Here is a 21085-nt window from a genome sequence, read left to right on the forward strand (position 1 = left end):
TCCTCGAGCACTTGCTGCCCCCGCTTGCGTCCGTGGCAACTGCGGAGTCCACAATGGACTGACCGGTCCCCGCGGCGGTGACTGCGGCTCAGGCCCCACGGCAGGCAGGCACAAGAAGGCCTGCTAGAACGGGGACGAACACTCACGAGGCTGGACTGAGGAGCGCGCCCGTTGTCGCAGTCGTCCGGTCTGGTGTCGCGGATGGAACGCCACCAGGTCGTCATCTACCTCGGCGCGCTGGCCGTCGGCGCACTGGTCGGCTGGCTGGCCCCGGCGGCCGGGCCGGGGCTGGAGCCGGCGATCAACCCGGTGCTGGCGGCGCTGCTGTACGTCACGTTCCTCCAGGTGCCCGCCGCCGAACTGGGTCGTTCCCTGCGCGACGGCCGGTTTCTCGGCGCCGCGCTGGCGGTGAACTTCGTCGTCGTGCCGCTGGTCGTCGCGGCGATGTTCGCCTTCTTCCCGGCCGGGCAGGCGCTGCGGCTGGGCATGCTGCTCGTCCTGCTGGCTCCGTGCGTCGACTACGTGATCGTCTTCAGCGGCCTGGCCGGAGGCAGCAGCCGCCGTCTCCTCGCCGCGACGCCGTTGTTGCTGCTCGCGCAGATGATCCTGCTGCCGGGCTTCCTGTTCCTCTTCCTCGGCGCGGACCTGGCGCAGGTCGTGCGGGTCGGGCCGTTCCTCGAAGCGTTCCTCGTGCTGATCGTGCTTCCGCTGGCGTTGGCCTGGCTCACCCAAGCCTGGGCGGCCCGGCACGCGACCGGCCGCCGGTTCGCCGGCGCGGCCGGGACCGCGATGGTGCCGCTGATGGCCGCGACGCTGGTGACCGTCGTCGCGTCGCAAACCCCGAAGCTTCACGGCGGACTCGGTCCGGTCGCGTCGGTGGTGCCGTTGTACGTGGTTTTCCTGGTGGTGATGGCGTTCGCCGGACTCGGTATCGCGCGACTGTTCCGAGTGGACGTTCCGGCTGGGCGCGCGATCGTCTTCGCCGGGGCGACGCGGAACTCGCTGGTGGTGCTTCCGTTGGCGCTGTCGCTGCCGGACGAGTTCGCGGTCGCGCCGGTCGTCGTGGTGACGCAGACGTTGGTCGAGGTGGTCGGCATGGTCTGTTACGTCCGGCTGGTGCCTCGGTTGCTGCCCTCTGCCAGCCGGGGATAAAGGCGGGCCGGTTCTCCGCGGTCGAGTTGCGCGTGCAGGCGGGCGGCTCCGTCGGGGAGGAACGGGCTGAATTCCGTTGCCAGTTCCCGGCAAGTGCTTACGACAGTCCCGAGTGCTTGGTCCAGTTCGTCTCCGCTCAACGTCCACGGCCGGGTCTGCTCGACGAACCGGTTGGCGTCGGCGATCACGTCGACCACCGCGCCGGTGGCCGCGCGGAAGTCGAAATCGGCGAGTGCCGCGTCGATCCGCTCGCCCAGGCCCGTGACTGTCCTCAGTGGACTCAACGGGACAATCCGGCCGGTGCGGCGGGCGAGGCTGAGCACGCGGTGCACGAGATTGCCGAGACCGTTGGCGAGTTCCTGGTCGGCGCGGGCGATCAGCCGTGCTTCGGTGAAGTCGGTGTCGCCGAGCGGGGCGACCTCGCGCAGCAGCCACCAGCGGACGGCGTCGGTGCCATACCGGTCGATCAGGTCCGTCGGGTGGACGGTGTTGCCCGCGCTCTTGGAGATCTTCGCGCCGTCGAGAGTCAGGTAGTCGTGCACGAAGATGGTGTCCGGTAGCCGCTCGCCCGCCGAGAGCAGCAATGCTGGCCAGTACACGGCGTGGAACCGCAGGATGCCTTTGCCGATCACGTGCACTCGCTCGGCTGCCTCGGTCCAGCGGGCCGGGTCGGCGGTGAGGTAGTTGGCGAGCGCGTCCCACCAGACGTAAATCACCTGGCCCGGGTCGCCGGGCACCGGGATGCCCCAGCCGTCCGAGCGTGCGGCGGGCCGCGACACGCTGATATCGGACAGCCCGGCGCGCACGAATCCCAGCACCTCGCGAAGCCGGGCGGCGGGTTCGATCCGGATTCGGCCCGACTCCAGCAGTTCCAGGATTTCGCTGGAGTAGCGGGAAAGGCGGAAGAACCAGTTTTGCTCGGTGACTACCTCTGGCGGGGCTGGGTGCTCGGCGCAGTGCTCGTCGTCGGCGTAGAACTGTTCGCAGCCCAGACAGTATCGGCCGGTGTAGTCGCGCAGGTAGAAGTCGCCGCGTCGGGAGCTGGCTTGCCATAGCCGACGGACGCCGTTGAGATGTCGGTGATCGGTGCTGGTGCGGAGGAAATCGTCGACGGCGAGCCCGAGTGGTTTCTGCAACGCAGCGAATCGCGCGGCACCCTGGTCGACGAAGTTCTGCACCGGGACGCCTGCCGCCCTCGCCGCAGTGACGTTCTTGAGGGCGTTGTCGTCCGTGCCGGTGAGCAGGTGGACGTGGTTGCCGCGTCAGTGTCGGGGTCGGGTGAGGAGGTCGGCTTGCGCCAGGTCGAGTGAGTGCACCGGGTGCGGCAAACTGTGTTTTTGGCGCCGACTCCGTCGTCGCGTGCGGGATCGCCTTTAAGTCGGCGTCTGGAGGAGCAGTGCACCCGGCCCGGGGGGCCGTGCGCACTGCTCCTCCAGACGCCGACGCGATCCCGCGTTGTGGTCGGGTTTGTGGGTGGGGTCTGAGGCGGTGGCGCGGGGTTCAGCGTCCGGTGGAGCCGTCGATCAGCTCGCGGAGGATGTCGGCGTGACCGGCGTGCCGACCGGTTTCTTCGATCATGTGCGTCAGCGCCCAGCGCACGCTCGGCCCGTCGCGCCCTGGCATTGGGGCGGCGAGATCCGCGCAGCCGTCGAGGAGTTCGTTGGCCCGCTTTACCGCTTCCCGATAGTGGGCAACGACATCGGCGACGCTGTCCTCGGTGCGGAAGGTCGACGGCCAATTCTTGACGGTCTCACCGAAAAACAACGACCGCTCGACGAAAGTCAAGTGGTTGAGCAGGCCGAGCAGATTGGTCCCGGACGGCACCGCGGCTGCGTGCGCCTCGGGTTCCGGCGCACCTTCGATCTTGGCGGCGACTGAGGTGCGGAGATAGTCGAGAAATCCGCGCAGGACTTCGGTTTCGCTGCTTCCGGTGCGGGGCGGCGGGGTGTCGCGACGGCGAGCCACAGTGGTCTCCTTCGAGGTTCAGACGGCGCGACGGATCAGCAGGACATGGTCGACGACCTCGGCGGTCCGGCCCTCCGGTCCGGTCGTCAGGCGGGTGGGGGAGTCGGCGCGCTCGACGGTCCACTCGGCCGGATCGAGCGCGAGGTCGGCGGCGATCTCCGCCGGGCTGGGGAAACGCGCGTCCGGGTCCTGGTTCCACGACCACGGCGCGATCGAACCGTGGTCCACGACCAGCAATCGGCCGCCCGGGCGCAGGGCGTGCGCGGCGGTGCGCAGGACCGCCGTTCGGTCCAGTTCGAAGGGGGTCTGAAGGTAGTGCGCCGTCACGAGGTCGAATTCGCCGGACGGGAAGCTCACCCGCAGGTCGTGCCGCACCGCGGTGATCCGCGTGCCGGTCAGCCGCTTGACCGCGATGGCCGAGATGTCGGTCGCGGTCACGTTCCATCCTCGGCCGGCGAGCCAGCGCGCGTCGCCGCCGTTGCCGCAGCCCAGGTCGAGCGCGTCGCCGGGCGGCAGGTCCGAGACGGTCTCCACGAGCCGGGCGTTCGGCCGCGGGTCGGCGGGCGGCCGGGCGGCGTGCACTTCGTCCCAGAACAGGGTCGCGTCGGTGGTCATCGGTCGGCTCCTCGGGTCGGTGTGCGTCCAGGGTCGCCGGAGCCGTATCCGCAATGCACGCGATCTTGCCGGAACGGCAACTCCCGCCTGGCGGACGCCCGGGGCCGAGATCGTTTCGCCGGGGGCGCGCGACGGGAGTGCCAGCATCAACCGGCAGCTGCCGACGGGCGGAGCCGGATGGACGTCGGATCGTTCCTGGTCCGGCTGGGCGGCCGGACGGTGCTGGTCGACCGTGCGCGACGAGGCCGCTTCCCCGCGGCGCGACGTTCCGCCTGTACGCCGCCGACTGGGCGGCCGCCCCGTGCCCGGCCACACCCCGGGCTCGGCGATCTTCGTGGTCAGCGATTCCGGCGAACGCGCTCTGCTGCTCAGCGACGTCCTGCACGCTGTCAGCGAGCTGACCGATCCCGAAGGGGAGGGCATGTTCGATGTGGACCGGCCCGCGGCGACCGCGATGCGACAGCGGCTGGCGGCCGAACTCCAAACCACGGCGACGTTTCCGTGCCCGCGCATTTCCTGGAACTCGCTTTCGGGCGACTCGTCACCGCCGACGGAATCCGGCAGTTCACTGGGGCTTAAACGAAAATCCCCGCCGCGGCCGCCGCCCGGTCACCGGCTGTGGCACCGCGGCGGCGTTTCCCGGGACCATTCGCACGGCTGCCGCGTCCCGCCCAGCAGGACCAGCACGTCCGGGCTCACGCCCGCGCGCACCCGGGACGCGAGATCCGGCGAGGTTTGCCCGAGTGCCGAGTAGACCGCGCTGACCAGGCATCTCGCCGCCCGCGGAGAACGCCTGGTGCGCAACGAGATTTCCATCAGCAGGGCCTCCCGGTCGCACGTGCGGCCCCGGTTCGGCGCGACGATGCCCAGCCGGGTTTGCTCGGCCAGAGGAAGACATCGCAGCAGGCTGTCGACGACGCAGTCGATCGCGAGCCGGTTTCGTTCCGTGCTGTGCAGGCGAGGCCCTCGCAGAATTTCCTTCCGCACCACCATGGGACCATCAACTCCTGGGCGCAGAGTATCCGATCCGCGGCGCGGCGTGCCGTTCCTGTTCCATGCGACGGAAAACGAACCGGACGCGGTCCATTGTGGACTAAGTGGAGAACTCAGCCGGGAGAGCCGGACAAAACGGCGAGCCGGTCGAGGGATTCGCGGATCAGCGCGGGAACGTCGCCGCCGCGCTGATCGGCCGGAACCGACAGGTGCAGCGTCGCGTGGCTCGTTCCCGCCTCCCCGGAGGCGATGTGGAGCCAGCCGCCGCGGCCTTGCCCGCCCCAGTCCAGCCGGAGCCGGTCGCGGCGCCCGTCCGGGGGCGCGGCGACCGGCTCCGGCATCCATTCGTCCAGGTGCGCGGCATCGGCGGCGACGGCATACACGTGCTCCGCCGTCGCGGGCATCCTCCGTCCGGCCTCGAACTCGCTCATGACCTTGGCTACCCGTTTCGCGGCAGCACGAAACTGGGAAGTCCACAGTGGACGCTCACGGACGGTGACGGGTCCCGGCTCGCCGGCTCACACCGCTTCGCGCAGGACCGCGTCGAGGTCGGCGGGGGTGCCGAGGGACCGGAGTTCGGGCGGCGCGAGGCAGCCGATCCGGTGGTCGTCGTCGCGCACCGCTGCCGCGAACTCGGCGACGCGGGGCGCGGGCGGCGCGACCGAAGGCCCGCCGAGGTAGCGGATGACGATGAGGTCTTCGCCGGAATGCGTTTCCACGGCGGCGGCCCAGCCGCGGATCTCGTCCCACAGCAGGGCGACGTCGCGGCCGGGGTAGGCGGGCAGGTGGCCGTCGAGGGCGACGTAGGCCGACACCGGGGTGTCGTAGTCGACGGTGCAGGACTCGAGGCCGATGCCCAGTGCGCCGGTGACGTCGGCGAGGTAGTTCCACAGGCGCACCAAGGCGGGGTGCGACGGGGACGGGCCGGTCTGGGCGGTGTGCAGCGGCAGGGACACGGGGACAACGCCTTTCTCGCGCGAAGGACTCGCGGGGAACAGGGGTGGCCTGCTCCGCGCGACGGGCCGCATCCGGCGGCGCGGCGGGGTTCTCCGGCTAGCTGCCGGGACGCGCCCTGGCGGGCGGTCCGGACCTGATTCCCGGTGCGGGGGTGCGGGAAACCTGCGGAGCGCGGCGAATCGGCTCGCGGGACCGGCAGGTCGTCGGAATCCACCTCCACCGCTCGACAGCGGACGCCCTTTTCTTTTAGCATGTCGTCGAAACGATGACAACTGCCAAGTCGTCGAGAGGATGACGCGATGGCGGAGGTAGACCTCGCCCTGCTGGTCCAAGGCGTCCGCGAGACGGTGCTGGCCGCCCGGGACGGCGGTGCGGCAGCTGAACGTTCGATGGCCGCGCTGTCCGCGTTGCGGGCGCTGCGCGACCAGTTCGGCGAGTGGGAACCGGAACTGATCGCGGCCGCGCGCGCGGCCGGCGCGAGCTGGGCGGCGCTGGCCCCGGCGCTCGGCGTGGCGAGCAGACAGGCGGCCGAGCGTCGCTACCTGCGGCTGCGGCCGTCGGCGACCGGAGAGACCACCGGCGAAGCACGCGTCGACGCCGAACGCGACCGCCGTGCGGGAGACCGGGCAGTCGCGGACTGGGCACGCCGCAACGCGGCGGTGCTGCGGCGGCTGGCCGCCGAGGCCAGCTCCGCGCCCGGCTTGGACGCCGACGGACAGGAAAGCGCCGACCGGCTCGGCATGGCGCTGGGAGAGGACGATGTCACGAACCTGCTGCTGCCGCTGGCGGACGTGCGCGCGCATCTCGAACCACGGCACGCCGCGCTGGCCGACCGGGTCGGGGAGGTCGGCGAGCACACGGACCGGCTGCGCCAGGACGCGGCCGGGCAGCGGCGCAGTCGTGCCCAGTGAATCGGGCCCGGCCGCTTGCCGGAGCGAGTGCGCCCGCGGCTCGGATCGGGTCGCGTCAGGCGGCCGGGCGAGGGCGCCGATCGGCCGCGCGAGGACGTGGCTGGGCGGCGCTGGCCGGAATCAGCCGGGGCAGACGCTTGGGGCGTCCCGCTGGCGGATCGGGCCGGTGCGGTCGCCGATCGGCCGTGCCAGCTCGCGGCAGGGGCGGGCTGGGCGGAATCATCCGGACTCGGCACTCTGCGCCTCCCGCTGGCAGCCCTGGTCGGCGGCCATGCTGCGCGGCCGCGCGAGTTCGCGGCGGGGCAGCGCTGGCTGGAATCACCCGGACCCGGCCCCCTGCGCATCCCGCTGGCAGCCCTGGTCGGCGACCACACTGCCCGGCCGCGCCAGTTCGCGGCCGGGCAGCGCGCGACCGTCCCCGCTGAGCCGGGCCAGGCGCTGCGCTGGCAGCCCCCATCGGCAAGCGCACCGATCAGCCGCGCGAGCACACGGCCGGGCAGCACCGCCCGGAATCAGCCGGATCGAAGACCCTCGGCACCCAGCAGCCGGATCGGGCCAGCGAGCGCATCGAGGGCTCGCGTCACTACCCGACCGGGCGCCGCGCGCGTCGGCAATGAGCCGAACGTCGCATCCCAGGCGCCCCCGCGCTGCCGCTGCTCCTGCGATCCGAGATCATTTCCGGCGACGGCGTTCGTGCGTGGCCGCCGTCGTAAGGCATGCTATTCGCGGTTGAGCAGACAGCCGCGTCCTTTTCCTGCCCGGCCGCTGGGCGGCCTGGCTTCCTGTGGAGGGAAAGAGCGATGAGTGAGCTGACCGACCCGGTGATCGACCCGCCGGGTTCGCTGTCGGTCGAACGGGCCGACCGCCCTTCCGCGGCGGTGCTGGCCCTGAACGGGGACCTGGACCTCGGGACCGCCCCGCAATTGACGGCCGCGGTCGCCGAAGCCGTTTCCGGGCAACCCCCGGTGCTGGTCCTGGACCTGACGGAGGTCGATTTCCTCGCCTCGGCGGGCCTGACCGTGCTGCTGGCCGCGTGCCGCGAAGCCCCGCAAGGGACCGAGATGCGGATCGTCGCGTCCGGCCGCGCGACCCTGCGGCCCATCCAGCTCACCGGGCTGGAGCAGAGCCTGCCGCTGTACCGCACGCTCGAAGAGGCGCTGGCCGCCGGATGATCAGCGGGTTCCGGCCTCCTCGGCGCGATGGAGCACGACGAGTGCGACGTCGTCCTGCGGGGGCCGGGACCCCACCATGGCGGCCATGATCCGGGCGCACGCCCGTTCCGGGTCTTCCGGCCGGACCAGTTCGGTGAGCCGGTCCATGCCGGTGTCCACGAGCCGGTCCCGCCGCTCGACGAGACCGTCGGTGTAGAAGACGACGACGGCTCCCGGCGGCAGTTCGAAGTTGGTGGTGCGCCGCTGGACGGTGGCCCCGACGGTCAGGCCGACCGGCGGATCCGGCGGAGCCGCCACCAGCTCGGCCGCCTTGCCCGGCGAAGCTACGACCGGCGGCAGGTGCCCGGCGAGCGACAGCGCCATGCTCTTGTGACCGGGTCTGAGGATGCCGTACGCGACCGTCGCCATCACGCCGTGCTCGAAGTGGTTCGCTTTGCGGTCCAGTTTCGCGAGGACTTCGGCAGGGTCGTCGCAGTCGAGCGCGTAGGCCCGCAGCGCGCTGCGGAGCCGCCCCATGATGACCGCGGCTTCGAGGCCGTGTCCGGACACGTCGCCCATCACGATGCCGGTCTGGTCGCCGGGAAGCCGGAAGATGTCGTACCAGTCGCCGCCGAGCCCGGCCTCCGCGCCCGGCACGTAGCGGGCGGCCAGGCGCAGGCCGTCGATGACGGGCAGGACGCCCGGCAGCAGGCTGCGCTGCAGGGCGATGGTCGCGGCCTGGTTCTGGTGCATGATCTCCGCCTGCAGCACGGCAGCCAGCCGTTCGGCGAGCAGCCGGACGGTTTCGATGTCGGTGGTGGAGAATGTGCGCTCCCGCACGGCTCCGACGTGCAGCACGCCGACCAATTCGGCGCCGGCCAGCATCGGGACGCCGAGCATGGTGTGCAGGCCGCGTTCGGACAGCAGCGCGTTGCGCACGGTGGTCTTGTCGACGCGGTCGATGACGACCGGTTCCCGGCGCGCGGCGACAGTGCCGGCGAACCCCGCGCCGACCGGCACCTGGACTCCCTGGTAGACCTCCTCCTCGAGGCCGGCGGCCGCGATCGCGACAAGGCGCTGCCACCGGGCCTCGTGCCGCAGCACGGTGGCGGTGTCGACGTCGAGGACAGTGCAGGCGCGGGCGAGAATCTTCGCGAGCTCCTCGCCGAGGTCGGCGTTGCTCCTCTCCGCGCCGAGGATTTCGGCGAGAAGGGTGCGCGATTCGGGCTCCGGCGCGTGAGGCGGCATGCAGCGACAGTAACCGACCCGGCTCCGGGGTCCAGAGATGCGACGCAATAGGTGTGAAGTCGGCCCTGTCCGGGTACGCCCGTTTGGGCACCGGCGAAGTCGAGAACCAGAAAGGGACTTCCCCACGTGATGTTAAGCGGCTGCGGCGAGGTGCGGCGAAACGCGGCAGCGTCTTCCACCACGGCTCATCCGTCGCGCACCGTCGAGCCGTCGGCTGGAGAGGGGTATTTTTGTCCTGGTCAACGAACGAGGGACCGGCCGTGACCGGCCCGGACGCCGGGGCGGGCGACGAGCCCTGGGTGCTGGACCTGCGCGATACCGGAGTCTCTGCGTTGCCGCGGGTGCGCGCCTGGGCGGGCAAGTCCCTCGGGCACTTGTCGCCCGATCACCTCGCGGACGTACTGATGGTGGTCGAGGAACTCGCGTCCAACGCCTACGAGCACACCTCGGGCCCGAGCTATGCGCGGTTGACCGTGCTCGCCCGGCCGTGCGTCGTGGTGATCGAAGTGGACGACCCGGAGTCCGGCCGTCCGCGGGTCCGCCCGCCGGACTTCGAGCGGGCGCGCGGCCGGGGGATGCTGCTCGTCGACCGGCTCGCCGACGACTGGGGCGTGCACGAGCATTCCGGCGGCAAGACGGTCTGGGCCCGGCTCGGCTGCGGGGTGCCGGCGCGAGAGGCCTGCGAGTCGTCCCGCTGACGTCCGCGCGGAGCACGGTTCATCGGCCCTGCTGCGGGTCGGAGTCGTCGTGTTCGTCGCCGGACGTGCCCTGTTCGCCGCGGATGGTTTCGCGTTCTTCTTCCGGGGTGTCGCCGTAGACGTCGTCGGATTCGCGCGGTTCGGTCATGGTTCTCGCTCCCTCCGTCAGCTTTCCGAGTACCCCGGCGGCGGCGCGCGCAACCCGGTTGCCCGCTGTGGCATCGGGTACCCGGCGGGCGAGCGGAAGGAGCGGCGGGATGGCCGAAGGGGACATTCACACGTGCCGTGAGGGGCGGCTGTGGAAGAACCGGATCGAGGGCGTCCGCCGGGTGGCGAACACCGCCGCGCGGCGCGCCGACGCGGTGTCGATCGGGCGGGAAATGGCCCAGGCGCGCGGAGTCGGCCATTACGTCCACGGAGAACCTCGCGCCAGCGGCGACGGGGAGATCGTCGAGCAGCGCTCCTACCGCGACGCGGCATGGGCCTGGTGACTGACTCTGCGGGGTGATTTCCGGGCGGTGCGGCGAAAAACGCTGTTTGTCCTGACCGGACTGGGGTATCCCGGCGGCCCGACCGAGTTGGAGGACCGCCATGACGATTTCCGTGCGCACCGAAACGGAGGCCCGGCCGCTGGGCAGAGTGCTCCGCCTGCCCGGGGTCTACCGTCCGCAGGAGGACACTGCCCTGCTCGCCGGCGTGCTGGCGGCGGATACGCGGATCGGATGCGGGATGCGGTGCGCGGACCTGGGGACGGGCAGCGGCGCGCTGGCGATCGCCTTGGCGCGGACGGGCGCTTCGGTCGTGGCCGCGGACATTTCGATGCGGGCGCTGGCTTCCGCGTGGATGAACACCGTGCTGCGGGCCCTGCCGATCGGCCTGATCCGAGGCGGGCTCCGGGAAACGGTCGAGGCCGGACCGTACGACATCGTGGCCGCCAATCCTCCCTACGTTCCTTCCCCGACGCCGGCAGTACGCTCGACCCGCGCGTGGGACGCCGGGCCGGACGGACGCGCGATGCTGGACCCGTTGTGCGAGGCCGCCCCTTCGCTGCTGACCCGCACGGGCGCGCTCTACCTGGTGCAGTCGACGATGTCCGATGTGGACAAGACCCGGTTCGCGCTCGCCGCGGGCGGGCTGCGCAGCGAGGTGCTGGCGCGGGCGCGAGTGCCCTTCGGGCCGGTGGTCTCCGGACGGCTGGAGTACCTGACCGAGCGCGGATTCCTGCGGCCCGGCGACCGCGCCGAGGAACTGGTGGTGCTCCGTGCCGCGCGATGAACGCCGGGTGCGGGTGGTGCCGGGCGGGCCGGTCCTGGTCGAAGGACCAGTGGAGGTGTCCACTCCGGACGGTGACACGGTGCGGTCGGACCGGTTCGTCGTCGCGGTGTGCGCTTGCCGGCGCAGCAAGAGGTTTCCGTGGTGCGACACGAGCCATCGGAAGCGGGTCCGAGGCCAGGGCGGCTGACGCCGCGGCCTGGTCGCGCGGGTCGCGACCAGGCTCTCGGTCGCTGGTTCTCTCTTAGGGCAGCGGCTGGCGCAGCGACGACAGTCCGGCTTGCCAGCAGCCGAGCAGGTGCTGGTCCAGTTGCGCCTCCAGGAATCCGGTGGCCTGGATGCCGAACACGACGTCTTCGGCGAGTTCCGGTTCTCCGGCCAGCAGGCCGCCCACGACCTCGTGCCGCATGACCTGCTCGTGCACCGCGTCGGCCTCGATGTGTTCGGTGTAGAAGAACCGGCAGGCCTCGGGCGCGTCGAGGCGGCGCAGGATCCGGTCCATCCGCTGCGCGCCCGGACCGGTGGTGATCTCCGCGGCGGCGAAGTGCCCGACCAGCGCGCCGCGCGACGCCCGGTGCAGGCCGAACATCGACATCATGTTGACCAGCGCGAGCATCGGCCCGGGAACGTGCTCCAGCAGGGCCAGATACCCGTCGGGCAGGCCGGCCGCCGCGAGCAGGTCCGCGAACAGCTTGGCGTGCACCCGGTCGGCGTGCCCGCCGCCGAACTCGTCGAACTCGACCGCCACCAGTCCTGCCTTCGCCGGTCCGGACAGCCGCGGGATGACCCACGCGTGCGGGTCGGCTTCCTTGAGGTGGTAGATCGAACGGTGCGCGAACAGTTCTCGCAGATGCCACCATTCGCCCTCGGCGAGCAGAAAACCGACTGCTCCGTCGGCGTCGCGTTCGGTCAACAGCGCGTCGAACTCGGCGTCCACGTCGGAGCCGCCGGGGACCGCGTCGCGCAGCGCCGAGCGGAACGTTTTTTCCAGCTCCGCCCGGACTCGCAGCAGCGCGGTGTCCCATTCCCGTTCCGCGTCGACGCCCGGCAGCCCGCGGTAGTGCAGTTCGTAGCAGAGATGCAGGGCGAGGTGGAGATCGTCGCCGAACGGGTCGGCGTCGCGGAGGTCGAGAGCGGCCGGCTGGCCCGGATCGCGCAGGATTTCCAGCAACGCCGCGGAGACCGGTCCGCGCGCGGTCGGCAGTGCGGTGAGGGAGGTCGTCATCGTCCCCGGGTACCCGCCTGACGCGGCGTCACGCGTGGGACGGTGCGCTCGGCGAGCATCGCGACCACCCCGTCCGGTCCGGCTTTCCGTTGTGCGGCCGAGCCGGTGCCGTCCCGCAGCGCGGCGGAGACGAACTGGTGGGCGAGTTCCTGGTCTCCCGCCCTGCGAAGGGCAGGTCCGGCGTAGCGGAGCAGATCGGCGAGGGCCTCGGCTGCGGGCAACGGTCTCGCGCGCACCGGGTCGACGAGAGCGCCGGTGAGGCCGTGTCGCGTCGCCGCCCACACCGCTGCCGACCCGAGTTGTGGATCGATCGGGGGTGCCTGGATGCCGTTGTCGAGGTCAGCCAGTGCGGCGGCGACGAGCGCGCGCGACAGGACCGCTTGGACGAGCGCGCCGTCGACGGTCAACGGCACATCGGCAACCCGCAGCTCGACCGTCGGGTACCGAGGTGAAGGCCAGGCGAGCCAGAAGGTCTGCTCGCGATCCACCAACGCGCCGCACTCGACCAGCGAATCGACGAGGCGCACGTGCTCGGCGTGCGAGCTTGCGTGCGGCGCGAGCCCGGAGCCGGGGAAACGGGTCTGCTGAGCCATTCTCCAGCTGTGCAGGCCGGTGTCCCGGCCGCGGTCGAAGGGGGAGTTGGCGGACAGCGCGAGCAACGTCGGGAGCCATCGCGCGAGGTGATTCACGACGGCTACCGCGGTGTCCGCGTCCGGGATTCCGACGTGGACGTGGCAGCCGCAGGCCTCGTAATCGGCGGCAAGATCGCCGTAGTGCGCGTCGATCCGCGCGTACCGGTCGGGCGGCAACGGCTCGGCGGGGGAGCGGAGGGTGCCGACTGGGCTCCCGGTGGCCAGGAGCGCGCAACCGGCGTCGGTCGCGGCGCGGGAAAGTGCCAGGCGACCGCGGCACAGCTGGTCGCGCAGCTGCGCCGCGGTCGTGCAGATACCGGTGGCGTGTTCCACCTGGGTCGCGCGCAGTTCGCGGTGCACGGCCGCGCCGTCCGCGAGCCGCCCGACGTTGCCGAGAACCTCGTCCGCGGCGGGCACCGGGCGTCCGTCGGCTGGCGCGGCGAGCAGGAATTCTTCCTCGACACCGAATGTCAGTGCGTCCATCGGCACCTCCCCGGACCGGGATACCCACGCTACGGCGCGGCAATCCGGGGGTGTCCTTTTCAGACAGTGTGTTTCCCGCCGTCCCGGTGCGACGACGGGGAGATTCGGCACGGCTGGAGGATCGGGCTCGGGTTCAGCCGTGGAATCGGGTCGTCTCGGCGAGCGGGGCCCGACCGACTGCGAACCGGTTGACCGGTGCGGCGTAGTCGGCGTAACCGAAGGAGATCCCGAAGAGCAGTTTGCCGCCGTCGAGGCCGAGCGTTTCCCGGACGGTGTCCGCGTAGAAGCTCAGCAATCCTTGCGGGCAGCTGGAAACTCCGTGTGCCTGCATGGCCAGCAGCAGGGTCTGGCCGTACATCCCGACGTCCGCCGCGAGCCGGGCTTCGGCGGTGTCCGGCGCGAACAGCAGTGCGACGTGCGGGGCTCCGTAGAAGCGCAAGCTCGCCGCGTCGTAGGCGGCTCGCGCGGCATGGTCGTCGAAGCCGATCTGGAGCGCGCCGTACAACGCGCCGCCAGCCGCGGCCCGGCGTTTCTGGTGCACGGCTTCGTAAATGGCTTCGCTGTATGGGAAATCGACCGACTGGCGGCCCTTGTCGTGTGCGGCGACCAGTGCGTCGGCCAGCTGGTCCCGCTTCGCTCCGCTGACGACCTCCACCTGCCACGGCTGCGCGTTGGAGTTGGACGGCGCCGCGGCGGCGAGGTCGAAAATCTCGCGGAGAGTGCGGTCCGGAACGGGGTCGGGCCGGAACGACCGGGTCGCGCGCCGTCCGCGGATCAAGGTCGCGGCGGCGTCGGCGAGTTCGGTGGCGGGCATCGGGACGGCTCCTTAGGTAAACGAGTTCGTATACCTAAGGACGGTAGCAGGCTTGCGCGGCTTAAGTAAACGTTTCTGTACACTTGGGCGCATGGTCGAGGAGAAGGCCCGCCGGGCCGGGCGCGGGGGACGCGAGCGCGTGCTGGCGGCCGCGGCGGACCTGTTCGCCCGGCACGGCATCACCGGGACGACGATGGAGCAGGTCGCGGCCGCTGCTCCGGTGTCGAAGCGGACGTTGTACCTGCATTTCCCGGTCAAGGACGAGCTGGTCGTCGCCTACCTCCGGGAACTGGTCCGCTCCGGCGACACCCTGCACGACGTGCTCACCCGGGCGGATCTTCCGCCGCGGCAACGGCTTCTGGCGATGTTCGACCTGCCGGAGTCAGAGCCGGTGCGCGGCTGTCTTTTCGTGGACGCGGCGGCGGAGTACCCCGATCCGGACAGTGCGGTGCACGCCTACGCGAGGGAGCAGAAGCTGCTGATGCTCCGGCTGGTCACTGATCTCGTCGCGGAATTGGGGGCTGCCGATCCTGCCGCGCTCGCCGAGCAGCTGGTCACGCTGGCGGACGGGGCCGCGAGCCGGGCGATGGTTCTCGGCGACCCGGGCTACGGCCGTCATGCGCGAGCGGCGGCTGAGGTGCTGCTGGAGTGCGCTCTCGTGAGTGGCAATGCCGGTTAGAACCGGGATCGCCACTCACGAGATCTTCTCCGCAGGCCAACGCGTGGTGAGCGGGACTTCGCGGACGAAGTAAGCTGCCGCCAGCGAGAGCACCGCGACGATGAGCGTCGCGGCGGCGACTGCGTGCAGCCCGTCGGTGACTGCGGCCGGTGCGGCTCCGCCCCGGGCCAGCGCGCCGACGTACAGCGAGCCGAACAGGGCCGCGCCGATCCCGCTGCCGAGCGTCCGGGTCAGCGAACCCATGCCGAGCGCCGCGCCGAGGTCTCGGGGCTCGACGCTCAGCCGGATGATCAGGATCGTGTTCTGGATCAGGCAGCCGAGCCCGGCACCGAGCGGCAGCCCGACCAACGAAGCGAGCAACGGATCGGTGTCCGGTCCGAGGAAACAGATCCCGGCCATGCCGACGGCGACGCAGGCGCTGCCGATGATCGGCAGGATCCGGAAACGGCCGGTGCGGCGGAGGTACTTCGAACTTCCGTTCATCACCGCGACCATCCCGGCCGTCATCGGGATCAGCAGCAACCCGCTCAGCGACGGCGGCACACCCCGCGCGTTCTGGAAGTACAGCGGAAGGAAGGTGACCGTCGCGACCATGGTGGCGTTGAAGGCGAAGCCGAGCACCTGCGCGAGCGCGAAATTGCGGGTGCGGAACATGCGGAACGGGACGAGCGGTTCGGTACAGCGGCGTTCCACGAATACGAAGGCCGTTAGTGCGGCGACTGCGACCGCGCAGAGTCCGAGAATCGTCGGCGAGTTCCAGGCGTAACGCCTGCCGGCCCAGCTCGTCACCAGGGTGAGGCAGACGACTGCGGCGACCAGCAAAACTGTTCCGCCGTAGTCGATCCGCGCCTTTGCGCTCTTCGGCGGCACCTGGGCTCCGACGACCGTCCCGATGAGACACAGCAACCCGAGCGGCACGTTGACGTAGAAGATCCAGCGCCAGCTGAGCGCGTCGGTGAGGAAGCCGCCGACCAATGGGCCGCCGACGAGCGAGAGGCCCAGCAGTAATCCGGTCCAGCTGGAGATTCGCGTGGATTCCTTGGGCGGCACCAGAACCTGGACCATCGTCATCGCCCCGACGAGCAGTCCGCCCGCCCCGATTCCTTGCAGCGCACGGAAACCGATCAGCGCACCCATGGTCGGGGCGAGCCCGCACAGCATCGAACCGGTCAGGAAGACCGCCACTGACAGCAGGAACATCGCCTTGCGGTCGAACTGGTCGCTGAGCTTGCCCCACACCTGGGTGGACGCCGCGATCGCCAGTGCGTAGGAGGTGATGATCCAGGTCATCGACCCCGGGCCGCCGAGATCCCCGGCGATGCTGGGCAGCGCGGTGGCGACGATGTAGCTGTCCAGCATGCCCAGCGCCATCCCGGACAGCGCCCCGGCGATGCCGATCTTGACGCGCCGGGTGAACGGGCTGATTTCCTCCGGCGCGACGGTTCTCGGCATGGCTCGACGTCCTTCCCCCGGGTGGTGTGCTCCCCAAGGTAGCCAAAAAAGTGCCCACTGGGCAACTTTCTGCCGAGCGGACTTTCTAGGCGAGCTTCAGCAGCAGTTCGCTCAGCTCGACCGGCATCGTGATCATGCAGTCGTGGCCGGTCGGCAGCTCCCACACCTGAGACGGCGTCCCGTTGGGCTGGATCGCGGGGACCGGACGGCGGGTGATGCCCTTCGGGGTCGCGCCGACGCAGTGGATGTGCGTCCGCGGAATCGCTCGCGCGGCAGGATTGTCGAGTCGCGCCGGTTGCTGCAGGCAGCGCACCGGCTGGTCGGAGAGCATTTCGCGCAGCCACGCGACGTCGGCCGGATCGGTGACGCCGAACAGCCCGAACGGCGCGGGCTGCTCCGGCAGCGGCGGGACGCGCCAGCCGTCGCCGTGCTGCGCGGCGAGGTCGATGAGGCTTTGGCTGACCGGCTGGACGTCAACCGCGGTTTCGCCGTCATCGGGGACCATCGCGTCGAGATAGACCAGCTCTTCGGGAGGCGACCGCGCCGTTGCTGGAGTGGAGTGTCGAGCATTTGGCGAAGATCGAGAAGGCTCGTGCGGACTATGACGCTCGTTGAACGGAGTGGGCTAGTTCGCTGAATCGGCGCAGTAGCGGGTCGCTTGACCGACGCGTCGGCCACAACAGGCGCAGCGCCACCCGGGGTGCGTTCCGGAGCGGGAGGTGCGCGACTCGCGCGTGGGTATGCGCTTCGGCGGCGGAAGTGGTGGTCGAGCCGACGGCCCGGCCGGACGCGATGATCGTGAGCCATTCGTCGTAGCTGCCGCACTGGATCACCTGCGCGGGCCGGTTTTCCGGCGGCCAGTCGAGCGGACTGGTCGCGCCGCTGACCGTATTCACGACCACCGGATGCGCGGCCAGCTCCGCCCAATCCAGCTCCGTGCGCGCCGCCAGCTCCGAACTCGCGGCGACGGCCGCCAGCCGGTCTTCCTCGAACAGCAGCGTCCCGCTGATCCCGGACGCGTCGACCTCGCCGCGCACCAACGCCGCGTCGACGTCGCCGGAATGCAGCGCGGCCACGATGTCGTCGCGGCGCAGGAGGGTGGCGGTCGCGCCGGTCGCGGTTTCGAAGGCGGCGAGCAGATCGCTCGCCCACGGATCCGGCAGCGCCCATTGGAACCCGATCCGCAGTCCGGCGTTCCCGCCCGCTGCGGCGAGTGCGGTGTCGAGGTCGCGCAGCACGACGCGCAGCCGTCCGAGCAACTCGCCGCCCGTTTCGGTCGGCTCGACCCCGTGCGGCGTGCGTTCCAGCAGACGCGTCCCGACTGTCTCCTCGAGCTGCTGGATTGTGCGCGTCAGCGCCGGCTGGGTGATCAGCAATTCGCGGCTCGCGGCCGTGAACGTGCCGCACGTCGCGACCGTCACGAACGCGCGCAGATGCCGCAGTTCGACCTCCATGTCCGGCAGCCTACCCAGCCATGCCCGCCGCGCATGGCGTCGCTGTGACGGGCATTTCCCTGCCAGGTTCCGGATTTCTACCGTGGGAAGCATGGAACTGACGGACTTCCCCGGCTGGATCGCACGCGACGCCGCAGGCGCGACGCTGGACCAGCTCGACCCGGCGATGCTGGACGACCTCGACACCACCGTCCGCGTGCGCCACTCCAGCATCAACTACAAGGACGCGCTCGCCCTGCACGGCCGCCCCGGCGTCGTTCGGCGACATCCGCTCGTCGTCGGGATCGACCTGACCGGCGAGGTGCTCGCGTCCCGGCACCCTCGCTGGCAGGCGGGCGACCTCGTCACGCTGAACGGCGCCGGGCTCGGCGAAGACCTGCACGGCGGGCTGGCCGGTGTCGCCGCGGTCAACGGCGACGACCTCGTCCGCGTCCCCACGCAACTTGGCCCGCTCCGCGCGGCAGCTGTCGGCACCGCCGGTTTCACCGCAGCCCTCAGCCTGCTCGCTTTAGAACGCCACGGGGTAGCCCCGGAAACCGGCCCGATCCTGGTCACCGGCGCAGGCGGCGGCGTCGGCTCGATCGCGGTAGCGCTGCTGGCGGCCGCTCGATACGAGGTCATCGCCGCCACCGGGCGTCCTTCCGAACTGTCGGGGCAGCTCACCGAACTGGGCGCCGCGCAGGTCCTCGACCGCGCCGAACTCGCGTCCTCCGGCAAGCCACTGGGCAAACAACGCTGGGCAGGCGTGCTCGACGCGGTCGGCGGCCCGGTCCTCGCCGGTGCTCTCGCCGGCCTGCAGCATTCCGGCGTCGCGACGACCTGCGGACTCGCCGGAGGCACCGAGTACCCCGGCAACGTCCTGCCGTTCATCCTGCGCGGCGTCTCCCTGCTCGGCATCGACTCGGTCCGCACGCCTCCGCTCCGCCGGGAAGCCGCCTGGCAGCGCCTGGCCCAGTTGCTAGACCCGGCTCTTCTGGACTCCGTGACGCGCGTCGTCCCGCTCGCGGAGGCCAAGGACGCCGCCGCTTCGCTCCTGGCCGGTACCGGTACCGGCCGCATTGTGGTCGACGTCGCTTCGGCTTGAAAGGAAAGAAAATGCCTGCCTTCGACGAACTCATGACCCTGCGCGACGCCCCGCGTCCTGCCGCCGACGAGGTCGCCATCACCGGCTCGGACCCGCTGTTCGCGTCGCCGTTCCGAATCGGCGAGACCCTCGCCGACGCCCTCGCCGCCCGCGCGGTCGCCGCGAACGACCTGTGGGAATTGCGTACTGGACGTCGGCAGAAGATCGCGGTCTCCGTTCGTGCCGCCGCGGCTACTGCTTTGGGCGGCGAAGACATGACGCTGATCCGTGCTGAGGACGGCGAATATCGCCCCGCGCCGCTTTCGCCCGCCGTTGAGCACATGGTTGCGCTCACCCAGCCTTGGCCCACTGCCGACGGACGGTGGTTCCTGCCACACTTCAACCTGCCACACCTGGAACGCCGAGTCCTGGATGTCCTCGGTTGCGAGGCGACACCGTCCTCCGTCGAGGCTGCCGTTGCCAAATGGAAGGCCGATGACCTGGAAGACGCCATCGCTGCGGTGGGCGCGTGCGGGGGAGTGGTGCACCCGCCGGAGGAATGGCTGGCACACCCGCACGGTGTCTACCTGGCCTCACGTCCGGTCGTCGAGATCACCAAAATCGCCGACAGCGCCCCCTCTCCGTTGCCCGAGGGCGGTGCTTCGCCGCTTTCCGACGTCCGGGTCTTGGACCTGACCCGCATCCTGGCCGGTCCCACCGCTGCGCTGAGCCTGGCCGAGCATGGTGCGAATGTGCTGATGGTGACTGCTCCGCACTTGCCGCAAGTCGCGCCGTTCGTCCGGGATACCAGTCACGGCAAGCGAAGCACCTACCTCGATTACTCCACAGTGGACGATTCCGCTCGGTTGCGCTCTTTGGCCAGCACGGCCGATGTGTTCGTCGAAGGCTACCGCCCAGGCCGGATGTCCGCGCACGGCTTCGGCCCGGAAGATCTCGCGGCGCTGCGTCCGGGAATCGTCTATGTGAGCGTGAACTGCTTCGGTTCGGGCGGCCCGTTCGGAATGCGTGCCGGATGGGATCAGGTCGCGCAGGCGGTCACCGGTGCTTGTGTGATTCAGGGTGGCGACCGTCCACAGTTGACTCCGGTGTACCTGTGCGACTTCCTGACCGGCTTCCTGGGGAGTTATGGCGCGATGCTGGCTTTGGCGCGGCGGGCTCGGGAAGGCGGGTCGTATCACGTGCAGGTTTCGCTGTGCCAGTCGTCGATGTTGTTGCAGCGGCAGGGGTTGTTGACTGATTACGCGGACGCCCCCGGCCGTCTTTCGTCGGAGGAATTCGAGCGTTACGCGGTGTCGGACGAGGGCACGATCTATGGGGATTTGAAGAGCCTGGGGCCGGTGATCCGGATGAGCGAGACCCCGTCGCGTTGGGCTGGGACGACTCCGCAGCTGGGGAGTTCGCGGCCGGAGTGGTGACCTGACTGTGCCGAGCAGGTCTTCTTGATGGGTGAGGCTGCCCTGTTTGACCGGAATCAGCAGAAGCGAGTTCGCTGAGCAGTGCTGCCTGAACTCAGAACTCGACCGCCGTGGCTGGGCTCGAGTTTGTCCGGGGACGTACTATTATGAGCGGGCAGGGATGCGGGGACAGGCTTCGGCGGGCCGGACGGTCTGCCGGGGCGCGGGTGCGTAGTTAAGGTCGAGGGATGTCGACAGCAGTGGGTGGGTCAGCGAAAGGCGGGCCTCGGGCGGGGCGGCGGGTCAGCCTGGAGGCGCCTGCGGATCTTGCCGCGGCGCCTGGGTATGGGGCTCGTCGGCTGTATCAGGCGTATTTGGCGGCTTGGAATCGGCATGTCGATTCGGTGCTGACCGGGCCGCAGTTCGCGGTGTTGTCGGCGGTGCGGGCTTATCCCGGGTTTGATCAGACCGCGTTGGCCAAGGCCGTGGCGTTGGATACTTCGACGATGGCTGATGTGTGCCGGCGGCTGGAGAATCGGGGGCTGATTGTTCGGGGGCCTGCGCCGCATGACGCTCGGGCCAAGGTGTTGACGTTGACGGGGGACGGGGTGGCTGCGTTTCGGGAGGTCACCCGGCGGACGCGGAAGTTGGATCAGGCGTTGCTTGAGGGCTGTCCGGAGGAGCGGCGGGGGGAGATCGCGGGGATGTTGAACGAGCTGGGGGCGTTGTGGGAGGCGGTTGCTGAGCGGTCTGAGATTTGACTCGCTTGTGCGGCTCGTCGCCTGGCGGCGACATTGCGCACGATAGTTGCGTAGGGGCACCTCGAAGCCTAATGTGATGATGGGCGGCGGGTGCTTGTCAATGCGGGAAAGATGCCTTGAAAAGCTCCCATGCCCTTATACACAT

24 protein-coding genes and 1 pseudogene are annotated in these 21085 nt (G+C 70.4%); 11 read left to right on the plus strand and 14 right to left on the minus strand.

Going from position 1 to position 21085, the window contains the following annotated elements:
• The first annotated feature begins 201 nt into the window (after positions 1-201).
• Positions 202-1152 carry an arsenic resistance protein gene (locus D0D37_RS24410; protein ID WP_208720123.1) on the plus strand — a complete coding sequence of 317 codons (951 nt, stop codon included), beginning with the start codon at positions 202-204 and terminating at the stop codon, positions 1150-1152.
• Here the strand turns inward: D0D37_RS24410 and D0D37_RS24415 are convergent.
• The 6 genes and pseudogenes from D0D37_RS24415 to D0D37_RS24440 all read right to left on the minus strand — a co-directional run.
• Positions 1104-2402: pseudogene (locus D0D37_RS24415) on the minus strand (methionine--tRNA ligase); the annotation flags it as partial. The gene D0D37_RS24410 and the pseudogene D0D37_RS24415 overlap by 49 nt on opposite strands.
• A gap of 250 nt (positions 2403-2652) precedes the next feature.
• Positions 2653-3117: a DinB family protein gene (locus tag D0D37_RS24420; protein ID WP_116202897.1), complete on the minus strand. Its 465-nt coding sequence runs from the start codon at positions 3115-3117 to the stop codon at positions 2653-2655.
• An 18-nt stretch (positions 3118-3135) separates the two neighbouring features.
• Positions 3136-3732: a class I SAM-dependent methyltransferase gene (locus D0D37_RS24425; RefSeq protein WP_116202898.1), complete on the minus strand. Its 597-nt coding sequence runs from the start codon at positions 3730-3732 to the stop codon at positions 3136-3138.
• 609 nt (positions 3733-4341) lie between these two features.
• Entirely contained in the window at positions 4342-4725 is a 384-nt protein-coding gene (locus D0D37_RS24430; protein WP_116202899.1) for a DUF2267 domain-containing protein, read from the minus strand.
• A 113-nt stretch (positions 4726-4838) separates the two neighbouring features.
• Positions 4839-5156: an SRPBCC family protein gene (locus D0D37_RS24435; protein ID WP_116202900.1), complete on the minus strand. Its 318-nt coding sequence runs from the start codon at positions 5154-5156 to the stop codon at positions 4839-4841.
• 87 nt (positions 5157-5243) lie between these two features.
• The gene (locus tag D0D37_RS24440) at positions 5244-5675 is read right to left on the minus strand and encodes a DUF6292 family protein (RefSeq protein ID WP_244223656.1); all 432 of its coding nucleotides are present in this window, start codon (positions 5673-5675) and stop codon (positions 5244-5246) included.
• Between the two features lie 306 nt (positions 5676-5981).
• Here D0D37_RS24440 and D0D37_RS24445 point away from each other — a divergent pair, with 306 nt between their 5' ends.
• Both D0D37_RS24445 and D0D37_RS24450 read left to right on the plus strand, forming a co-directional pair.
• Positions 5982-6593, plus strand: coding sequence for an HSP18 transcriptional regulator (locus D0D37_RS24445; RefSeq protein WP_116202901.1), 612 nt, complete (start codon positions 5982-5984; stop codon positions 6591-6593).
• Between the two features lie 800 nt (positions 6594-7393).
• On the plus strand, positions 7394-7765 hold the full coding sequence (locus D0D37_RS24450; RefSeq protein WP_116202902.1) for an STAS domain-containing protein: 372 nt from the start codon (positions 7394-7396) through the stop codon (positions 7763-7765).
• On the opposite strand, the gene D0D37_RS24455 is transcribed toward D0D37_RS24450, so the two are convergent.
• Complete coding sequence (locus D0D37_RS24455; RefSeq protein WP_162834450.1) at positions 7766-8992, minus strand: PP2C family protein-serine/threonine phosphatase; 1227 nt, start codon at positions 8990-8992, stop codon at positions 7766-7768.
• Positions 8993-9252: 260 nt separating this feature from the next.
• Between D0D37_RS24455 and D0D37_RS24460 the strand changes: the two genes are divergently transcribed.
• A complete protein-coding gene (locus D0D37_RS24460) occupies positions 9253-9690 on the plus strand; it encodes an ATP-binding protein (RefSeq protein WP_116202904.1) in 438 nt (145 codons plus the stop codon).
• 19 nt (positions 9691-9709) lie between these two features.
• On the opposite strand, the gene D0D37_RS48505 is transcribed toward D0D37_RS24460, so the two are convergent.
• Positions 9710-9838 (minus strand): hypothetical protein, encoded by a 129-nt coding sequence (locus tag D0D37_RS48505; protein WP_268744698.1) that lies wholly within the window; start codon positions 9836-9838, stop codon positions 9710-9712.
• 109 nt (positions 9839-9947) lie between these two features.
• Between D0D37_RS48505 and D0D37_RS24465 the strand changes: the two genes are divergently transcribed.
• The 3 genes from D0D37_RS24465 (at position 9948) to D0D37_RS24475 (ending at position 11152) form a co-directional block, all read left to right on the plus strand.
• Entirely contained in the window at positions 9948-10181 is a 234-nt protein-coding gene (locus D0D37_RS24465; RefSeq protein WP_116202905.1) for a DUF2188 domain-containing protein, read from the plus strand.
• A gap of 100 nt (positions 10182-10281) precedes the next feature.
• Positions 10282-10965 carry a methyltransferase gene (locus D0D37_RS24470; RefSeq protein WP_116202906.1) on the plus strand — a complete coding sequence of 228 codons (684 nt, stop codon included), beginning with the start codon at positions 10282-10284 and terminating at the stop codon, positions 10963-10965.
• Positions 10952-11152 carry a CDGSH iron-sulfur domain-containing protein gene (locus D0D37_RS24475; RefSeq protein WP_116202907.1) on the plus strand — a complete coding sequence of 67 codons (201 nt, stop codon included), beginning with the start codon at positions 10952-10954 and terminating at the stop codon, positions 11150-11152. Before D0D37_RS24470 ends, D0D37_RS24475 begins: the two co-directional genes overlap by 14 nt.
• Positions 11153-11206: 54 nt before the next feature.
• On the opposite strand, the gene D0D37_RS24480 is transcribed toward D0D37_RS24475, so the two are convergent.
• From D0D37_RS24480 to D0D37_RS24490, 3 genes are all read right to left on the minus strand, one after another.
• The gene (locus tag D0D37_RS24480) at positions 11207-12187 is read right to left on the minus strand and encodes an iron-containing redox enzyme family protein (RefSeq protein WP_116202908.1); all 981 of its coding nucleotides are present in this window, start codon (positions 12185-12187) and stop codon (positions 11207-11209) included.
• Complete coding sequence (locus D0D37_RS24485) at positions 12184-13302, minus strand: carboxylate-amine ligase (RefSeq protein ID WP_116202909.1); 1119 nt, start codon at positions 13300-13302, stop codon at positions 12184-12186. The genes D0D37_RS24480 and D0D37_RS24485 overlap by 4 nt, the downstream gene beginning before the upstream one ends.
• A gap of 133 nt (positions 13303-13435) precedes the next feature.
• Complete coding sequence (locus D0D37_RS24490) at positions 13436-14116, minus strand: nitroreductase (RefSeq protein WP_116202910.1); 681 nt, start codon at positions 14114-14116, stop codon at positions 13436-13438.
• Positions 14117-14207: 91 nt separating this feature from the next.
• Between D0D37_RS24490 and D0D37_RS24495 the strand changes: the two genes are divergently transcribed.
• Positions 14208-14795 carry a TetR family transcriptional regulator gene (locus D0D37_RS24495; protein ID WP_116202911.1) on the plus strand — a complete coding sequence of 196 codons (588 nt, stop codon included), beginning with the start codon at positions 14208-14210 and terminating at the stop codon, positions 14793-14795.
• 15 nt (positions 14796-14810) lie between these two features.
• On the opposite strand, the gene D0D37_RS24500 is transcribed toward D0D37_RS24495, so the two are convergent.
• From D0D37_RS24500 to D0D37_RS24515, 3 genes are all read right to left on the minus strand, one after another.
• The gene (locus tag D0D37_RS24500; RefSeq protein WP_116202912.1) at positions 14811-16247 is read right to left on the minus strand and encodes an MFS transporter; all 1437 of its coding nucleotides are present in this window, start codon (positions 16245-16247) and stop codon (positions 14811-14813) included.
• Between the two features lie 85 nt (positions 16248-16332).
• Positions 16333-16752: a VOC family protein gene (locus tag D0D37_RS24505; RefSeq protein WP_244223653.1), complete on the minus strand. Its 420-nt coding sequence runs from the start codon at positions 16750-16752 to the stop codon at positions 16333-16335.
• Between the two features lie 94 nt (positions 16753-16846).
• The gene (locus D0D37_RS24515; RefSeq protein ID WP_116202913.1) at positions 16847-17701 is read right to left on the minus strand and encodes a LysR family transcriptional regulator; all 855 of its coding nucleotides are present in this window, start codon (positions 17699-17701) and stop codon (positions 16847-16849) included.
• Between the two features lie 91 nt (positions 17702-17792).
• Between D0D37_RS24515 and D0D37_RS24520 the strand changes: the two genes are divergently transcribed.
• The 3 genes from D0D37_RS24520 to D0D37_RS24530 all read left to right on the plus strand — a co-directional run bounded on the left by D0D37_RS24520 (position 17793) and on the right by D0D37_RS24530 (position 20940).
• The gene (locus tag D0D37_RS24520; RefSeq protein ID WP_208720120.1) at positions 17793-18785 is read left to right on the plus strand and encodes an MDR family oxidoreductase; all 993 of its coding nucleotides are present in this window, start codon (positions 17793-17795) and stop codon (positions 18783-18785) included.
• Between the two features lie 11 nt (positions 18786-18796).
• Positions 18797-20200 carry a CoA transferase gene (locus tag D0D37_RS24525; RefSeq protein WP_116202914.1) on the plus strand — a complete coding sequence of 468 codons (1404 nt, stop codon included), beginning with the start codon at positions 18797-18799 and terminating at the stop codon, positions 20198-20200.
• A 227-nt stretch (positions 20201-20427) separates the two neighbouring features.
• Positions 20428-20940, plus strand: coding sequence for a MarR family winged helix-turn-helix transcriptional regulator (locus D0D37_RS24530; RefSeq protein WP_208720121.1), 513 nt, complete (start codon positions 20428-20430; stop codon positions 20938-20940).
• Positions 20941-21085: the final 145 nt, after the last annotated feature.

The organism is Amycolatopsis circi, from assembly GCF_003385235.1.
Lineage (GTDB): Bacteria > Actinomycetota > Actinomycetes > Mycobacteriales > Pseudonocardiaceae > Amycolatopsis > Amycolatopsis circi.

Coding starts and splice junctions, on each gene's coding strand:
- D0D37_RS24490 (WP_116202910.1), bottom strand. CDS start 14,116: ATGCCCGCCACCGAACTCGCCGACGCCGCCGCGACCTTGATCCGCGGA.
- D0D37_RS48505 (WP_268744698.1), bottom strand. CDS start 9,838: ATGACCGAACCGCGCGAATCCGACGACGTCTACGGCGACACCCCGGAA.
- D0D37_RS24520 (WP_208720120.1), top strand. CDS start 17,793: ATGGAACTGACGGACTTCCCCGGCTGGATCGCACGCGACGCCGCAGGC.
- D0D37_RS24480 (WP_116202908.1), bottom strand. CDS start 12,187: ATGACGACCTCCCTCACCGCACTGCCGACCGCGCGCGGACCGGTCTCC.
- D0D37_RS24470 (WP_116202906.1), top strand. CDS start 10,282: ATGACGATTTCCGTGCGCACCGAAACGGAGGCCCGGCCGCTGGGCAGA.
- D0D37_RS24450 (WP_116202902.1), top strand. CDS start 7,394: ATGAGTGAGCTGACCGACCCGGTGATCGACCCGCCGGGTTCGCTGTCG.
- D0D37_RS24455 (WP_162834450.1), bottom strand. CDS start 8,992: ATGCCGCCTCACGCGCCGGAGCCCGAATCGCGCACCCTTCTCGCCGAA.
- D0D37_RS24500 (WP_116202912.1), bottom strand. CDS start 16,247: ATGCCGAGAACCGTCGCGCCGGAGGAAATCAGCCCGTTCACCCGGCGC.
- D0D37_RS24435 (WP_116202900.1), bottom strand. CDS start 5,156: ATGAGCGAGTTCGAGGCCGGACGGAGGATGCCCGCGACGGCGGAGCAC.
- D0D37_RS24495 (WP_116202911.1), top strand. CDS start 14,208: ATGGTCGAGGAGAAGGCCCGCCGGGCCGGGCGCGGGGGACGCGAGCGC.
- D0D37_RS24430 (WP_116202899.1), bottom strand. CDS start 4,725: ATGGTGGTGCGGAAGGAAATTCTGCGAGGGCCTCGCCTGCACAGCACG.
- D0D37_RS24515 (WP_116202913.1), bottom strand. CDS start 17,701: ATGGAGGTCGAACTGCGGCATCTGCGCGCGTTCGTGACGGTCGCGACG.
- D0D37_RS24525 (WP_116202914.1), top strand. CDS start 18,797: ATGCCTGCCTTCGACGAACTCATGACCCTGCGCGACGCCCCGCGTCCT.
- D0D37_RS24425 (WP_116202898.1), bottom strand. CDS start 3,732: ATGACCACCGACGCGACCCTGTTCTGGGACGAAGTGCACGCCGCCCGG.
- D0D37_RS24505 (WP_244223653.1), bottom strand. CDS start 16,752: ATGGTCCCCGATGACGGCGAAACCGCGGTTGACGTCCAGCCGGTCAGC.
- D0D37_RS24530 (WP_208720121.1), top strand. CDS start 20,428: ATGTCGACAGCAGTGGGTGGGTCAGCGAAAGGCGGGCCTCGGGCGGGG.
- D0D37_RS24485 (WP_116202909.1), bottom strand. CDS start 13,302: ATGGACGCACTGACATTCGGTGTCGAGGAAGAATTCCTGCTCGCCGCG.
- D0D37_RS24410 (WP_208720123.1), top strand. CDS start 202: ATGGAACGCCACCAGGTCGTCATCTACCTCGGCGCGCTGGCCGTCGGC.
- D0D37_RS24445 (WP_116202901.1), top strand. CDS start 5,982: ATGGCGGAGGTAGACCTCGCCCTGCTGGTCCAAGGCGTCCGCGAGACG.
- D0D37_RS24465 (WP_116202905.1), top strand. CDS start 9,948: ATGGCCGAAGGGGACATTCACACGTGCCGTGAGGGGCGGCTGTGGAAG.